At 71.6% G+C, this 15,438-nt stretch carries 15 protein-coding genes and 1 pseudogene; 6 read left to right on the top strand and 10 right to left on the bottom strand.

What is annotated here, in order from left to right; all coding sequences use genetic code 11:
- Nucleotides 1-20: 20 nt before the first annotated feature.
- From BXA11_RS19945 to BXA11_RS19935, 3 genes are all read right to left on the bottom strand, one after another.
- Complete coding sequence (locus tag BXA11_RS19945) at nt 21-560, bottom strand: GNAT family N-acetyltransferase (protein WP_076436659.1); 540 nt, start codon at nt 558-560, stop codon at nt 21-23.
- Between the two features lie 134 nt (nt 561-694).
- Nucleotides 695-2,164, bottom strand: a complete 1,470-nt coding sequence (locus BXA11_RS44630) for an arabinofuranosidase catalytic domain-containing protein (RefSeq protein WP_083744411.1) — start codon at nt 2,162-2,164, stop codon at nt 695-697.
- A 393-nt stretch (nt 2,165-2,557) separates the two neighbouring features.
- Nucleotides 2,558-3,208, bottom strand: coding sequence for an MFS transporter (locus tag BXA11_RS19935; RefSeq protein ID WP_076436657.1), 651 nt, complete (start codon nt 3,206-3,208; stop codon nt 2,558-2,560).
- Nucleotides 3,209-3,437: 229 nt separating this feature from the next.
- Here BXA11_RS19935 and BXA11_RS43225 point away from each other — a divergent pair, with 229 nt between their 5' ends.
- Both BXA11_RS43225 and BXA11_RS19930 read left to right on the top strand, forming a co-directional pair.
- On the top strand, nt 3,438-3,593 hold the full coding sequence (locus tag BXA11_RS43225; RefSeq protein WP_159454809.1) for a hypothetical protein: 156 nt from the start codon (nt 3,438-3,440) through the stop codon (nt 3,591-3,593).
- Between the two features lie 99 nt (nt 3,594-3,692).
- Entirely contained in the window at nt 3,693-4,634 is a 942-nt protein-coding gene (locus BXA11_RS19930; RefSeq protein ID WP_076436654.1) for a D-alanyl-D-alanine carboxypeptidase family protein, read from the top strand.
- Nucleotides 4,635-4,830: 196 nt separating this feature from the next.
- Here the strand turns inward: BXA11_RS19930 and BXA11_RS19925 are convergent, their stop codons facing one another.
- Genes BXA11_RS19925 through BXA11_RS19915 form a run of 3 tightly spaced genes read right to left on the bottom strand, consistent with a single transcriptional unit; the run spans nt 4,831 to nt 7,554 of the window.
- A complete protein-coding gene (locus BXA11_RS19925) occupies nt 4,831-5,325 on the bottom strand; it encodes a GerMN domain-containing protein (RefSeq protein ID WP_076436651.1) in 495 nt (164 codons plus the stop codon).
- Nucleotides 5,322-6,872: a sensor histidine kinase gene (locus tag BXA11_RS19920; protein ID WP_076436648.1), complete on the bottom strand. Its 1,551-nt coding sequence runs from the start codon at nt 6,870-6,872 to the stop codon at nt 5,322-5,324. The genes BXA11_RS19925 and BXA11_RS19920 overlap by 4 nt, the downstream gene beginning before the upstream one ends.
- A 7-nt stretch (nt 6,873-6,879) precedes the next feature.
- Nucleotides 6,880-7,554, bottom strand: coding sequence for a response regulator transcription factor (locus tag BXA11_RS19915; protein WP_159454811.1), 675 nt, complete (start codon nt 7,552-7,554; stop codon nt 6,880-6,882).
- A gap of 230 nt (nt 7,555-7,784) precedes the next feature.
- Between BXA11_RS19915 and BXA11_RS44625 the strand changes: the two genes are divergently transcribed.
- The 3 genes and pseudogenes from BXA11_RS44625 to BXA11_RS42240 all read left to right on the top strand — a co-directional run bounded on the left by BXA11_RS44625 (nt 7,785) and on the right by BXA11_RS42240 (nt 8,537).
- Nucleotides 7,785-8,081 (top strand): acetyl-coenzyme A synthetase N-terminal domain-containing protein, encoded by a 297-nt coding sequence (locus BXA11_RS44625; RefSeq protein ID WP_239105056.1) that lies wholly within the window; start codon nt 7,785-7,787, stop codon nt 8,079-8,081.
- Nucleotides 8,078-8,287, top strand: a pseudogene (locus BXA11_RS44620) (AMP-binding protein); the annotation flags it as partial. The gene BXA11_RS44625 and the pseudogene BXA11_RS44620, both read left to right, overlap by 4 nt.
- Before the next feature lie 88 nt (nt 8,288-8,375).
- The gene (locus BXA11_RS42240; RefSeq protein WP_143734398.1) at nt 8,376-8,537 is read left to right on the top strand and encodes a propionyl-CoA synthetase; all 162 of its coding nucleotides are present in this window, start codon (nt 8,376-8,378) and stop codon (nt 8,535-8,537) included.
- Nucleotides 8,538-8,543: 6 nt separating this feature from the next.
- On the opposite strand, the gene BXA11_RS19900 is transcribed toward BXA11_RS42240, so the two are convergent.
- A complete protein-coding gene (locus tag BXA11_RS19900) occupies nt 8,544-10,016 on the bottom strand; it encodes a helix-turn-helix domain-containing protein (RefSeq protein ID WP_076436642.1) in 1,473 nt (490 codons plus the stop codon).
- Nucleotides 10,017-10,261: 245 nt separating this feature from the next.
- Here BXA11_RS19900 and aceA point away from each other — a divergent pair, with 245 nt between their 5' ends.
- Nucleotides 10,262-11,554 carry an isocitrate lyase gene (gene aceA, locus BXA11_RS19895; RefSeq protein WP_030506951.1) on the top strand — a complete coding sequence of 431 codons (1,293 nt, stop codon included), beginning with the start codon at nt 10,262-10,264 and terminating at the stop codon, nt 11,552-11,554.
- Between the two features lie 108 nt (nt 11,555-11,662).
- Here the strand turns inward: aceA and BXA11_RS19890 are convergent, their stop codons facing one another.
- The 3 genes from BXA11_RS19890 to BXA11_RS19880 form a co-directional block, all read right to left on the bottom strand.
- Nucleotides 11,663-12,466, bottom strand: a complete 804-nt coding sequence (locus tag BXA11_RS19890) for an ABC transporter ATP-binding protein (protein WP_076436720.1) — start codon at nt 12,464-12,466, stop codon at nt 11,663-11,665.
- Between the two features lie 45 nt (nt 12,467-12,511).
- Entirely contained in the window at nt 12,512-14,161 is a 1,650-nt protein-coding gene (locus BXA11_RS19885) for a serine/threonine-protein kinase (protein WP_076436640.1), read from the bottom strand.
- A 239-nt stretch (nt 14,162-14,400) separates the two neighbouring features.
- Nucleotides 14,401-15,381 (bottom strand): alpha/beta hydrolase, encoded by a 981-nt coding sequence (locus BXA11_RS19880; protein WP_076436637.1) that lies wholly within the window; start codon nt 15,379-15,381, stop codon nt 14,401-14,403.
- Nucleotides 15,382-15,438 lie beyond the last annotated feature (57 nt).

Below are 15,438 nucleotides of genomic sequence, written 5' to 3'. Positions count from 1 at the left end.
TTGGCGGCGACCTCGGCGGCTCACGCGGACGGCGTGACCGGGGACCGCAGGCCGAGCCACTGCTCGGCGCCCCAGGCTTCGAACCGCTCCACCTCGGTGAACCCCAGCTTCGCCGCGAGGCGCATCGAGGCGACGTTGGCGGTCTGGGTGGTGAGCACCACCGGCTCGCCGGGAAGGACGCCCTCGAACCAGTCGAGTGCCGCCGCGCAGGCCTCGGCGGCGTACCCGAATCCCCACGCTCGCGGCAGGAACAGGTAGCCGAGATCGGCCTTCCCCACCGCAGCCGGGCGACGGTGCTCGGTTGCTCGCCTGAGCAGGATCTGGCCGATCATCGCCGCGTCGAGCTCGACGACGAAACTCCCGGGCCACCGCTCGGGCGCCTCGGGCATCTCACGCTCGAGCTCGTCACGCGGGCGAGGCCCACCGAGGTAGGTGTGCACCTCCGGCGACGCCAGCAGTTCGATGAACGTCGCGCGATCCCGGGCCTCGGGCGCACGGAGCACGAGTCTGCCGGTCTTGATCGGCTCAGGCGGCCAGGCGATGGGCCCCAGGTCTGACATGCGCGCAGGCTAGCAGCCCGAGAGCCGCCGAACGCCGGCAGCCGGCACACCGGCGGAGGCCCGGCCCACGTGTCCGGACCTCCGCCAGGGCGTTTCACCCGATCGCCCTCAAGCGCCGAAACAGCCGGCCGGGATCAGCTGCGCAGGCTCCACTTCTGGTTGGCCTGTCCGTTGCAGGACCACAGGATGAGTTTCGTGCCGTTGGCGGTGCCGGCCGCGTTGGCGTCGAGGCACAGCCCGGACTGCACCCCGGTGATGGTGCCGTCGGCGTTGACGTTCCACTGCTGGTTGGCCTGTCCGTTGCAGTCCCAGATGATCACCTGGGTGCCGTTGGCGGTGCCCTGCCCGTAGGCGTCCAGGCACTTGTTGCCGTAGACCTGCAGGCTCTTGCCCGAGGTGTAGGTGAACCGCTGGTTGGTGCCGCCCCAGCAGTCCCACAGCTGGACCTGGGTGCCGTTGGCGGTGCTGGAGTCCGGCACGTCGGCGCACCGGCCGGACTGGCCGCCCACGATCTCGACGTTCTGCTGCGGGTTGCCGCCGCCCGCGGGCGCGTAGCCGGCGGCGGCGATGTTGGCCTGTACGGCGTCCTCGGTGGCGGCGCTCGGATAGCCGGAGGTCAACACGCCCTCGTAGAAGGTGCCGCGGCCGGAGACGCTGTTGTCGCCGCCGATGCCGAGCAGGATGGCGCCTTCCTTCTTCATCGGGTTGTAGCCGTTGGGACGCCGTCCGTCGAAGTAGGTGGTCAGGCCGCCCGACTGCGCATTGCCGCCCCGGATCGCCCAGTGGTTCGGCTCGCCCTTGACGATGGCGGTGACGAAGCGGTGGTTGATGGGCGCGAGGTTGTTGTAGCCCGCGTTCACCCCGGAGAACAGTCCCCACTCCAGGTCGGCCATGATCCAGGGTCCGGCTCCGGACCCGTAGCCCCACTGCTTGTCGGCGCCGAAGTAGACGGTCTCCATGATGGCGGGGGAGTCGGCCTGGCCATCCGTCTGCGCGTTGCCGTAGTCGAAGCAGCACCACTGGTTGTAGTGCGTGCCGTCGACGACGGCGTAGATGCCCTCGGGCTGGTCGCCGGTCGCGACGCCGTTGGTGTTGTTGTTGCGGTAGCCGGTGCCCGGCTCCACGCGCACACCGTACGCCTTCTGCCCACCGACCGTGATCGGGGCCGCCTTCGCGTCGGCGAGGTTGTCCCATCCGCCGGCGGCAGGGCCCTTCCAGTAGCCGGGGGGCGCCTGGGTGAGGCGGTTGTTGCGGCCGGACTGGTCGTAGATGATCGTGATCAGGCAGGTGGTGTTCGCGCAGAACGAGTCCTGCGCGGCGGCGTTGGCCACCCCGCCCGCGCTCAGCACGCCGATGTCGCGGGTGGCGTTGTCCGAGGAACGGCGCACCTGGTACAGCGGGCCGTTGTAGTTGCCGTACAGAGCGCGGGTCGTGCTGTGCGCCGCCACACACGGCGTCCCGCCCGCGGCGTAGATGTCACACGGCTGCGACGTCGCGGCCTGGGCCGTACCACCGCCGACACCACCCCCGAGCAGGCACGTGGCGGCGATGAACGCGCTCGCCCCTGCCGCGAGCGCCCTTCTCAGGCTCCCGAAAAGCGTCATTGCCTTCTTCTCTCGATCAGGAATCATGATCGGACGACGGCGACACGGCAGGCCCGGCCAGGTAATGTTAGCGCTAACATCAATCGACGCCCGACACCGATTCGCGGTTTGACGGTAGTGCGGAGTCAATTCGACGAGGGTCCCTGCGTCAAGAGGAGAGATGTGATGTCTCAGATGGCCGGGTGCCGTCGGCGCGCCGCCTGGGCTCTCTCCATGGCACGGTCACGCCGTAGTGATGGGACGTCGTGAAACTTTCATCGGGGCGGTGAGCCGCCGCCCGCCGTACCCGCACCCCCGACCGCGGACCGCGGTCCGCTCAGCCGTGGGCGGCGTGGCGCTCCAGGAACGCGTACACGAACGCGGTGTAGAGGGCGACGAACGCGCCCAGGATCGTCAGCGTGGCGGCGTACACCAGGACCAGGCGGGGGTGCGCAGCAGCGCCGGGACGACGGCGTAGGGGTTCGCTCCGGCACGGCGGGCGGTGTCGGGCAGCATCACCCGGCGTAGCACCACGGCCACGACAGCGAACGCGGCGCCGCCGAGCAGGAAGACCGGCCGCCACCCGAGCAGGTCGACGAGCGCCTTGGCGGCGAGCTGCGCGACCACGGCCGAGGCGAACAGCGCGCTGACCACGGAGGTCATCGTGACGGCCCGGAGGCGGGGTTCGACCCGCTCGGCGATGTACGAGAACGCGGTGGGGCGAAGACGGCGGTGGTGATGCCTTCGACAACCCGAAGGGCGAGCGCCGCCCCGGGGGGCGGGGCTCAGCGCGACCAGCGCGGTCGTCACCGCCGTGGCCGCCATGCCCCAGGTCATCACGCGGCGCCTGCCGAGCAGATCGGACAGCGGGCCGGACAGCAGGAAGCCACCCGCGTAGCCGAGACCGCAGGCGCTCACGAGCCAGGTGAGGACGGCGGCGGGGGCGGCCTCCTTGGCGAAACCCGTCAGATGGGTGCTCACCGCGTCCGGCGGCTTCACCTTGCCCTGCCGCGCCGGCTGCACGACGGCCACCGCGCCGAACGGCGTGCCGGTTTCCTGCCCCACGGGCGGTCACAGCAGCTCCGGCCGGCTCATCCCGCCCTGTCCCGTCCCCTGAGGGCTCGCTGAGGGCGGCTCGCCGAGGGTGTCACCGGAGCCTCCGGGGCCGCTCAAGGCCCGCCTCGTCCGCGCCTCGTCCGCACCGTGTCACGGTCGCGCCGACGGCGGCAGCCGTCGATGAACGGTGACATTCGGGGGACAACGCGCGCACATGCCGCGTCGATCGTGGTGCGGCATGGACGAGCTGCAAACCATCCCGCTTCGGCCCCGTGACCGGCTGTACGCCGCGGTCACGCCCCCGCTCGCCGTGCTCCTGCCGCCCTCGGCGTTCTTTCGCCATCGCGCTACGACCTGCGTCCCGAAGCCGCCGATCACCGCTGCCCGCCTATGAGCGCCGTCCCTACGCACGACCCACGCGGGTGCGGGAAGCGCGCCCCGGTCTCTCGGAGGTGAACAGCCCTTGCCATCTCGTCTATCTCCCCTCACGCGGGTGCTCGGTGTCACCGCGTCCGCCGTCCTCGCCGTCGGAGGTTGGCTGGTCTACACCGGCGCGCAGGACCAGGACGAGCCACCGCCGTTGTCGAACTCCACGCAGGCATCGTTCACCTCGGCCTGGCCGTGGGCTCTGCCCTGGCCGTCGGCAGGGCAGGCGGCGGTCGAGGTCGCCGGGCGAGCGGACAGCCTCAGCGTGTACGGCGAGCAACGGCCCGTGCCGATCGCGAGCGTCACCAAGGTGATGACCGCTCTGGTGATTCTTCGCGACCACCCGCTCGGCGGGAACGACCCAGGGCCGTCCATCCCGGTCGACCGGCAGGCGGCGATCGAATCAGGAAACCGGGACGAGTCGACGGTGCCGCTCGCCGCAGGCCAGATCTTCACCGAGCGGCAGCTCCTCGAGCTGATGCTGATCCCCTCGGGGAACAACGCCGCGCGTCTGCTGGCCCGCTGGGACGCCGGCTCGGAGCAGGCCTTCGCCGGCAAGATGAACGCGGCCGCCGCCAAGCTGGGCATGACGAACACCACGTACACCGGGGCGAGCGGATATGAGCCCACCACGGTCAGCACGGCGGTGGATCAGCTCAAGCTGGCCAGGCAGGCCATGAAGAACCCCGTGCTGCGCGACATCGTCGCCACCGCCAGGACCACCGTCCCGGGCATCCCGGGCGAGATCGTCAACACCAACACGCTGCTCGAACTGCCCGGGGTGGTCGGCATCAAGACCGGCACCAGCACGGCGGCGGGCGGAGCGCTGCTGTGGGCCGTCCGTCCCATTTCCGGGGACCGCGACCGGCTGGTCCTCGGGGTGGTCCTGCGCCAGGGCGACCCCGATGACACGCTTGAGGAGAAGAAGGAGGCCGCGTTCGCCGCGAGCAGGAAGTTGATCGTGGCGGCCCTGCGATACCTGAATCCTGAAATGGTGCCGATTTCGTGAATGACCCAGTCGGTCATCCCCTCTCGGGCGGCCGAGCACTCCCGAAGCCGCGACACGCCGCGAAGCAACGGATCAACCGCAGGTCGGCGCGGTGGGGACTCCCGAGCTCGTGCTGCGCATCCGGCATGTCCCCGCAGCGCCCGTAAGACCGTTGCCGGGGACGTCCGCCGGCCCTTCGGCAACCGCCGATGGATCGCTACCGTCGCCTCGGGCAGCTCCGGGGGCCGACGCTCTGCCCAGCACCGACGACGGTGACCTGAACAGGGCTTTCCGGCGTCGTGGCGGCGACCGTGCACACGATCTGCTCGACGGCCAGAGAGGACAGGTCGCCGGCCGCGGCCGACAGGGTCACCACCACGTGGCCGGCCCGCCCGGCGGTCACCGAGAACGGGCCGGCCGCGGGCGGGATGTCGGAGGTCAGTCCGTCCGCCTGTTCCTCCGGAGTGGGTCCGGCGGCCAGCAGCATGAGCGTGTCCCCTGGGAACAGCGGACGACCACCGGGCCGCCGCGTCACCGCGCTGAGCCGGCCGTTCTTCACCAAGAAGAGAGTGATCGTCGTGGTGCGTGCGACGGCTCCGCTGGGCGGGTCGCCGCCGATGATGACGCCGCTGGGTCGCACACCGCAGCCGGCCACGGCGACGAGCGCGACCAGGCCCGCGGCGAGCAGGCGGCGGGCGAGCCCGATCCTCACTCGGGGCCTCCGTCCGGATCGTGTGCCCGGCGTGGCAGGCGCAGCGTGAATACGGCGCCGCCGTCCGGGGCGTTGGTGACGGTGAGGTCGCCTCGGTGCAGGCGCGCGTTCTCTCGCGCGATGGCGAGGCCGAGGCCGCTGCCCTCGGACCTGGCCCTGGCCGCGCTGGCCTTATAGAACCGGTCGAACACGTGCGGCAGCACCGCTTCGTCCAGCCCCGGTCCGTGATCGCGGACCTCGACGGCGATCCAGTGCGGGTCGGCGTGAAGCCAGACCGACACCGGTGGCTCGCCGTGCCGCAGGGCGTTGCCGACCAGGTTCGCGAGGATGACGTCCACTCGGCGCGGGTCCAGCCGCGCCGTCACCGCGGCTGCAAGCTCGGTATGCACCAGATCTGACCAGCCCCGGACACGCAGGGTCGCGTGCACCAGCTCGGCCACGTCGACCTCGTTCAGCGCGAGGGCCGCCACGCCGGAGTCGAACCTGCTGATCTCGATGAGATCGTTAACCAGAGCGGTGAGGTTGAGCGTCTCCTGGCTGACCAGCCTGGCGGCCCTGCCCGCGGGCTCGGGCAGCCGGACCGCCTCCTCGTCCAGGACGTCGGCGACCGCGGCCAGCGCGGCCAGCGGGGTACGCAGCTCATGCGACACATCGGCCACGAACCTGCGGGCGTCGGCCTCCATCTCGCGCAACTGCTCGACGTGCCGTTCCAGCTCCGCGGCGGTGGTGTTGAACGTGCGCGCCACCTCGGCCAGCTCGTCGGAGCCGCGCACCGCGATCCTGGTCCGCAACTCGCCCTCGCCCAGCAGGCGTGCCGCCCGGCCGAGCTCGCGGACCGGCCCCAGCACGCCACGGGTGGCCAGCAACGCGAGGACGACCGCGAACGCCAGGGCCGCCCCGCCGATGCGCCAGGCGCGTGCGGCGAGCTCGTCGACGCTGAGCTGCTCGGGCAGCAGGCTGCGCGCGGTGTAGACCTCGATACCCGACACGCGCGCCGTCCGGTCCTGGTCGACGATCAGCAACGGCATGCCGATGATCAGGAAGGGCGCGTCCTGCCACACCACGCGTTGCCACGCGATGTCGCCGCCGGCCACCGCCCGCCGCAGCCCCTTCGGCATCACCCCGGGAGTCAGGGTCGGCGGGTTCCCGCCCAGCGTCCGATCCCCCGGCGGCGGCCCGACCGGCGCGTACGGGATCCCCCCTGGATCCAGGGCCGGCGCGTTCCCTCCCGGCCTCCGGTCCCCCGGCGGCGGCCTGACCGGCGCGTACGTCTCGTGGTAGACGGCGATCGCGGAGCTGTACCGGTCGGTCACCGCGCCGGCGATCTCGCCGAGCTCGTCCGGGCCCGGGGCCGGACTCCGCAACGGGTAGAGCGCCTCCAGGCGGCTCTTCATCGCCTCCACCGCGGCATCCTGGGTTCGCACCAGGATGGCATTGCGGGCCAGGAGGTACATCCCGCCGGCCACCGCCGCCGCGGTGACCACACACAGCAGTGCGAAGGCGAACAACAGCCGGGCACGCAGCCCCGGGCTCGGCCGAGATTTCACCGGCGGCTCACATCGGCCCGAACCGGTACCCGAACCCGCGCACCGTCTGCACGTAGACGGGCGCCGCCGAGTCGTCCTCGATCTTCGCGCGCAACCGCTGCACGCACGCGTCCACGAGACGCGAGTCGCCGAAATACCCGTGCTCCCAGACCGACTCCAGCAGTTGCTGGCGGCTGTGCACCCGGCCCGGCGTGCCGGAGAGCTCGAGCAGCAGGCGCAGCTCGGTCGGGGCGAGGCTGACCGGGACGCCGCCCTTGGCGACCACCAGCCCGGCCCGATCGATCGTCAGGTCCCCGTGCCGCTCCAGCTCCGCCTGGTCCCGGCCGATCCGCCGGAGCACCGCGCGGATGCGCGCCTCGAGCACCCTCGGCTGCACCGGCTTGACCACGTAGTCGTCGGCGCCCGCCTCCAACCCGGCCACCACGTCCATGTCGTCGCCGCGCGCGGTCAGCATGATGATCGGCACCTCGCGGGCGGCCCGGATGCGGCGGCAGACCTCGAACCCGTCCATGCCGGGCAACATCAGATCGAGCACGACGACGTCGGGAAGGTCCGCACGCAAGCGCTCCAGCCCCTGCTCACCGGACTCCACCACCCGCACCCGGTATCCGTGCAGGGTCAGGGCCAGCTCAAGGCCCTCCCGCACGGCCGGGTCATCCTCGATCAACAACACTCTCGGCACGCCGCCGGGTTTCACCGCACGCTCCGTAACTCTCCCGCCGGTCAACCCATCCACTGTCGGCCGGCCGTGTCCCCACCTTGTCCGCGCCGTGTCATGGTTGTGTCACGGTCGCGCCGACGGTGGCCGCCGTCATGAACGGTGACATGAGGCTGACAATGCGCCCACATGCGGCGTCAATCGTAGTTCGGCATGAAAGCGCCGCACACCACGACGCCGGGGCTCCTTCTGGGATGGACGTGACTCCCGCGCCGTCCCCGGGCGCGGAGGACGAACGACTGACGGGATCGATGATGGGTGACTACCGCGACGCCTACTCGGCGAGCCGGAAAGATCCGGATGCCTTCCGGCACGCCGCGGCCGACGCCGTGACCTGGTCACGCCGCCCCCGGCGCGGGCTGGACGCCGGCCGCGCGCCGTTCTACCACTGGTTCCCCGACGGCGAGCTGAACACCTGCTACACCGCGCTGGACCGGCACGTGGACGCCGGGCACGGCGACCGCCCGCCCTGCTCTACGACTCGCCGGTGACCGGCGCGACCGCGAGGTACATCTACGCCGAGCTGCGCGACCAGGTGGCGCGGTTCGCCGGGGCGCTGCGCGGCCTCGCCCGGGGCGACCGCGTGGTGATCTACATGCCGATGGTGCCGCAGGCGGTGATCGCGATGCTCGCCTGCGCGCGGCTGGGTGCGGTGCACTCGGTCGTGTTCGGCGGGTTCGCCCCGAGGGAACTGGCCGCCCGCATCGAAGAGGCCGCGCCGAAGGTGCTGGTGTGTGCCTCCTGCGGCATCGAGCCGAGCCGCGTGGCCGAGTGCGCGGTGATCGGTGCGCGACTCGCTGAAGGGACAGGTGCCACGGGGCTTCGTGGTGCTGAAGGCCGGCGTCCGCATCGCGCCGGAGACCCTCCAGGCGGAGCTCGTGGCGGCGGTGCGCCGCGACATCGGCCCGATCGCCGCGTTGAAGGAGGTGACGATCCGCCGGGAATGACACGCCTCAGCCGTGGGCGGCGTGGCGCTCCAGGAACGCGTACACGTCGGCCTCGTCCACCCCGGGGAACGACCCGGGCGGCAGCGCGGCGAGCACATGGGAGTTGGCACGTGCCGACGGCCAGGCGTAGCCCTCCCAGCGCTGCGCGAGCTCGGCCGGCGGGCGGCGGCAGCACTCGCCGTTCGGGCAGTTCGACTTGGTGCGGTGGGTGGTCTCGCGCCCGCGGAACCAGCGCGACTCCCGATAGGGCACGCCCAGCGTGATCGCGAAGTCCTTCTCCTGCGACGGGTCCACGTGGGCGATGCAGAAGTACGTGCCCGTGGGCGAGTCGGAGTACTGGTAGTACAGCGAGAACCGGTCGGGCGAGAGGAACACCTGGCGGCCCGACCACTGCTGGCACATCCGCTGGCCCTCGATCGCCCCCTGCTCGTCGGCGGGGAAGACGATCCCGTCGTTCTCGTACGCCTTGTAGATGATCCCCCCGGCGTCGTTGCGCACGAAGTGGCAGACGAGGTCGAGGTGGCGGGTGGCGAGGTTCGTGAACCGGTGCGCCGCCATCTCGTAGGACACCGCGAACACGTCGCGCAGGTCCTCCACCGACAGCGCCTTGTCCTGCTTGGCCTCCCGCAGGTAGGGGGCGGCCGCCGCCTCGGGCACGAGGACGGCCGCGGCGAAGTAGTTGGCCTCCACCCGCTGACGCAGGAAGTCGGCGAAGTCGCGCGGCTTGTGGTGCTGGAGCGCGATGTGCCCGAGCGTCTGCAGCAGCACGGTGCGCGGCGTGTGCATGCCGAGCTGCTGGCGCTTGACGTAGATGCGCCGATTGCGCAGGTCGGTCACCGACCGCGCCGACCGCGGCAGGTCGGGCGCGGTGTGCACGGTGAACCCGAAGTGCGACACCAGCGCCTGGACGGTGCTCTCCGACAGCGCGCCGGTCCGGTAGCCGACGGCGGTCAGGGCCTCGGCGGCGGCCTTCTCGATCTCCTCGAAGTAGTTGCCCAGCTCGCGCTGCCTGCGGCGCAGCTCGGCGTTGGCCGCCCGTGCCTCCTCCGGCGTGGCCGTGCCCTTCGCCTCCCTGGCCTTGAGCTCCTCGAACAGGCCGAGGATGTGCTCGAGCACGTCGTTGGGCACCCGTGAGGAGACCTTCAGCCGGCTCAGTCCGAGCCCCGCGTAGAGCGGGTCGCGCTGGGCCTCCTCCAAGGCGATCTCGAGCTGGGCCCGCCGGTTCGGCGCCTGCCTGCGCAGCAACTCCTCCACCGGCACGTTCAGCGCGGCGGCGAGCGACTTCAGCAGCGAGAGCTTGGGCTCACGCTTGCCGTTCTCCAGCAGCGACAGCTGACTGGGCGCACGCCCCACGCGCTCGCCGAGCTCGGAGAGCGTGAGACCGCGCTGCTTGCGCAGGTGCTTGAGCCGCTGGCCGAAGGCCAGGAGATCGAGCTCGTGCGTCAAAGACAGCGGTTCTTCGCCCAGGACGGAGGTCATAACCCGATCCTATGCGGAAAATCGGCGTTTCTTCCAGCAGTGCATGATCCCATCCGCCACGGATTGGTCTAGTCCATTGGGAAAACTATGCGTTTCTTCACCCTCGAATACCCGCCAGTCTTACACCGACCGGAAGTTTTGACGTTCTTTCGACCCATACCTCCTTGTGAGTGTCTTGATATCGACACAAACTCGGAAGCAAGCCCCAGGTGACGCCAACGCACGCAACAAGGGAGTGACCGGAGATGTCGGATCGCCTCACCGCAGCCGCCCAGCGGCTGCAGCAGGACTGGGAGACCAATCCGCGGTGGACGAACGTCGAGCGGACCTACACGGCCGAGGACGTGGTCCGCCTGCGCGGCTCGGTGCAGGAGGAGCACACGCTGGCCCGGCTCGGCGCGGAGCGCCTGTGGGACCTGCTGCACCACGAGGACTACGTCCACGCCCTGGGCGCGCTGACCGGCAACCAGGCGGTCCAGCAGGTGAAGGCGGGCCTCAAGGCGATCTACCTGTCCGGCTGGCAGGTGGCCGCCGACGCCAACCTCAGCGGTCACACCTACCCCGACCAGAGCCTCTACCCGGCCAACTCGGTCCCCGCCGTGGTCCGCCGGATCAACAACGCGCTGCTGCGGGCCGACCAGATCAGCTGGGCCGAGGGCGACCAGGAGGCCCCGCACTGGCTGGCGCCCATCGTGGCCGACGCCGAGGCCGGCTTCGGCGGGGTGCTCAACGCGTTCGAGCTGATGAAGGCCATGATCGCGGCCGGCGCTGCGGGCGTCCACTGGGAGGACCAGCTCGCCTCCGAGAAGAAGTGCGGCCATCTCGGCGGCAAGGTGCTGATCCCCACCGGCCAGCACATCAAGACCCTCAGCGCGGCCCGCCTCGCGGCCGACGTGGCGGGCGTCCCCAGCCTGATCATCGCGCGGACCGACGCCCAGGCCGCGACGCTCCTGACCAGCGACGTGGACCCCCGCGACCGCGCCTTCTGCACCGGCGACCGCACCGCCGAGGGCTTCTACCGGGTCCGCAATGGCGTCGGCGCCTGCATCGCCAGGGGCCTCGCCTACGCACCGTACGCCGACCTGCTGTGGATGGAGACCTCCACGCCCGACCTCGACGTGGCCCGCGCGTTCGCCGAGGCGATCAAGCAGGAGTACCCGGACCAGATGCTGGCCTACAACTGCTCGCCGTCGTTCAACTGGAAGAAGCACCTGGACGACGCGACGATCGCCAAGTTCCAGCGCGAGCTGGGCCACATGGGGTACAAGTTCCAGTTCATCACCCTGGCCGGCTTCCACTCGCTGAACTACTCGATGTTCGACCTGGCCAGCGGCTACGCCCAGGACGGCATGACGGCGTACGTCGGGCTCCAGGAGGCCGAGTTCGCCGCCGAGCAGCGCGGCTACACCGCCACCCGCCACCAGCGGGAGGTCGGCACCGGATACTTCGACCTGGTCAGCACGGCCGTCGCGCCGGACTCCTCCACGACGGCCCTGAAGGGCTCGACGGAGGAGGCGCAGTTCGCCGGGGCTCACTAACCACAGCGGACATCTCGGACACAGGTCGGTGACGGGCCCCGCCGCCTGTCCGCAGGTCACCCTCGGGGATCTGACGGATCGGCGGCGGGGCTTCGTCGTCGGGGCCGGTCAGACGCGCAGGGCGCGGGCGTACCAGCGGCCGTCCAGCGAGTCGATCCGCAGCCGCCGGCCGAAGCACTCGGACAGGTCGGGCCCGGTGAGCACCTCCCCCACGGGACCGGCGGTCAGGATGCGGGTGTCCCGCATCAGCAGGGCGTGCGTGGTGGTGGCCGGCACCTCCTCCAGGTGGTGCGTGACCATCACGGTGGTGAGCCCCGGGCGGGTGCGGGCCAGATCCTCCAGCGCCTCGATCAGGTCCTCCCGCGCCGGCAGGTCGAGGCCCGCGAACGGCTCGTCGAGCAGCAGGATCGCCGGGTCGGCCATCAGCGCCCTGGCCACCCGGACCCGGGCCCGCTCCCCCTGCGAGCACACCTGGAACCTGCGGTCGGCCAGGTCCTTGCAGCCGAGGTCAGCCAGCAGCCGGTGCGCCCGCTCCCGCTCCTCGTCGCCGTACCGGTCCCACAGCGGCGCGCTCGTCCCGGTGTGCCCGGTGAGCACGACGGTCAGCGCGGTGGCGCCCTCCTCCTCGAGCAGCGACTCGTCCACCAGCCGCTGGCTCGCCGCGACCAGGCCGATGCTCCGGCGCAGCTCCCGGAGGTCGACCCTGCCGAGCCGCCGCCCGAGCACCGTGGCCGTCCCCGAGCTCGGGTGCCGTACGGCCGCGGCGACCGAGAGCATCGTCGTCTTCCCCGCTCCGTTGGGGCCGAGGATCACCCAGTGCTGGCCGTGTTCCACCCGCCAGTCGGCGCCGGTCACCAGGGTCCGGCCGACCACGCGGACGGTCACGTCGTCGAGTTCGAGAGCTGCTTCCATGAACACACAGCATGCTGCACGCGGACAGCCGATCGAGACGTCGTATCAGGGTATGGACGGCGCGGGGGTGGCCACCACGCTGGGCGGCCCGCTCTCCGGCGGCGTGCTCGGGACCGGTGGCGGCGACTCCCCGTCGCCCCACTGCGGCTCCTGGCTGACCCCCGAGGACGGGACCGGAGAGTGGCCCTGCCCCGGCTGGCCAGGCTGCCCCGGCTGACCGGGATGTCCCGGCTGGCCCGGACGCCCGGGCGGGGAGGGCCGGGCGGGACGGCAGTCCCTCTGCCGCCCGGTGACGCAGCGCCCGTCCCCCGGACGCAGGGTCATCCCGGCCGGCGTCGGCGAGGGCGCCGAGGTCGTCCGCCCCTCGTCCGCGGTCGGCGGCCCGGGCTTCGAGCCGGGCGAGCCGGGTGTGCTGGGCGGCATGGTCCGCGTGGCCGTCACCGTCACCCTGGGCCGGGCGGCGTCCGCGATGGGCACCACCGGCGTCCGGGCGGTGCCGAGCACGTCCTCCGGCGGCAGGGCGCTGTCCTCGCCCGGAATGACCACCGGCGCCGCGGGCGGCGGATCCGCGGAGCTGTCCATATGGGCCGACCCGGCGCCCGCCGCGACCACCGTCACCGCGGCGATCGTCACGGTGGCGAGCGCCGCGAAGCCCGCGTGGGACACCTGCGCCCGCGACCGCGCCGCCCGGCGCCGCGCCACCCTGCCCTGGGTCGCCTCCTGCGCCGGTTCCTCCGGCGCTTGGGAGGCCCTGCCCTGTGTGCGCTGACCCTGCGTGGCCCGGCCGGGCATGGTCCCCGCCGGGTAGGGCACGGGCTGCCAGATCTCGTCGAGCACGGCGGCGACCGCCCGCCGGGGGTCGGCGGTCACCTGGACCCCGCCCGCCGCGAGCAGGGAGGCGAGCAGCCATGCCGCGTCCGGGCGGTCGGCGGGCTCGCGCTGCAGCGCCGCCGCCACGCCGCCCCACAGCAGCCTCGGCACGGCGTCGAGCCGCGGCTCCTCGACCAGGATGCGCCGGGTGAGCACGTCGAGGTCGCCGGCGCCGAACGGATGCAGCCCGGTCGCCGCGAACGCGACCAGGCAGCCCCAGGAGAAGACGTCCGAGGCGGGGATGGCGTGGTGGCCGCGCAGCCGCTCGGGTGCGACCCAGCCCGGACTGCCCATGATCTGCCCGGCCTGCGTGTGCGCCATCGCGACGTCGAGGTCGCGGGCGATCCCGAAGTCGATGACGAACGGCCCGCGCGGCGACAGCAGCACGTTGCCGGGCTTGAGGTCCCGGTGCACCAGCCCGGCCTCGTGCGTGGCCACGAGCGCGGCGGCCGTGCCGAGGGCCACGCCGTACGCGAGGTCGGGGGTGAGCGCCCCCCGGGTGGCGACCACCTGGGAGAGCGGGGGGCCGGGGACGTACTCGGTGACGAGGTAGGGCCGCTCACCGTCGAGGCCGTCCTCGATGACGGCGGCCGTGCAGAACGGCGCCACGCGCCGGGAGAGCGCGACCTCCTCGGCGAAGCGGGCCCGCAACGTGGGGTCTCCCAGGTGCATCGGGTGCGGCGTCTTCAGCGCGACGTATCCTCCGCTCGGGTGCTCGGCCAGGTAGACGACGCCCATTCCGCCGCTGCCCAGCCGGCCGAGCAGCAGGTAGCGCCCGATGACGACCGGGTCGCCCACGGTCAGCGGGCGCACACCGGGAGGCATGCCGTTACGGGAAGCCTTTCCGCCTCGTGCCATACGGAAGCTACCTCTCTCGAAGTGCCGCACAGCCACTGTGGCCGTTTGGAACGCGCCACGCGCTCAAGTAGCGCCAAGCGGCATGAGAGGTAAGACCAATGGCACCCTAAGGTAAGGCCCGCCGAGGATAACCGCAGGTCACATAGGCCTCATAAGCCACAATCCAGCGCTGCCCTCCCCGTGAACGGCGATCGGCGAAAGATGCTTCAGGCGGCCTCCACGCCGGAGGCGGAGGTGTGGTCGTGGACGGCGTCGAGGAAGCGGGAGACGTGATCGAAGAACAGGCGGCCTTCGGGGAGGACGTCGGCGAGGAGGGGGAAGATGTGCGGCATGCGGTTCCACTCCTCGTAGGTCACCTGCACGCCGTTCTCGCGGGCGCTGACGGCGACCCGGCGGGCCTCGTCCCGCAGGACCTCGGTGGAGCCGGTGACGATCATCAGCGGGGGGATGCCGGTGTAGTCGCCGTACACGGGGGACACGAGGGGGTCGAAGCAGTCGAGGCCGTCGGTCCAGCGGCGGGCGAGCCATTCGACGCGGCCGGCGGGGAGCATGGGGTCGGACCAGATGTTGGCGCGGCGGCGGCTGGAGCTGAGGTCGGTCCAGGGGGACAGGCAGAGGCCGGCGGTGGGGAGGGGCATGCCCCGGTCGCGGAGGGCCAGCAGCGTGGCGAGCGTGAGATGGCCTCCGGCGGAGTCCCCCGCCAGCACGATGTCCTGGGCGGCGTACCCGAGGCCGAGCAGGCACTCGTACGCCTGGAGCGCGTCCGACAGCGACTCGGCGAGGGAGTGGACCGGGCCCTGGCGGTAGTCGAGGGAGAACACCGGACGGCCGGCGGCGGCCGACAACCGCCACGTGATCGGCCGGTGGGTCGCCGGGGAGCAGACGAAGTACGCCCCGCCGTGGAAGTACAGCACCACCTTGCCCTCGTCCAGGCCGGGCCCGCCGTGCACCCATTCTCCCGTGCACGAGCCGAACCGGTCTGGAACGATGGACACGTGCTTGGGAAGGATGCCGGGGACCCGCTCGCCGAGGCACATGATGCGGCTGGCCACGGCCATCCCCGCGGTGTTGCGTACGAGGATGGTGGAGATCGGCTTCATGGTGCCCCGCAGGACCCCGTTGATCGCGGCGGCCTGCCAACTGACCGGATATTCCGGACGGATGTCTACATTCAGCTCATGTCCCATGCAAGCCTCCCAAAAGGGACATTCCCCATCTGGTCATCCGTTCTACCGGTAGGTATG

The sequence above is a fragment of the Microbispora rosea genome (assembly GCF_900156315.1).
Taxonomy (GTDB): Bacteria; Actinomycetota; Actinomycetes; order Streptosporangiales; family Streptosporangiaceae; genus Microbispora; species Microbispora rosea.
This window is presented reverse-complemented; position numbering and strand designations above follow the sequence as displayed.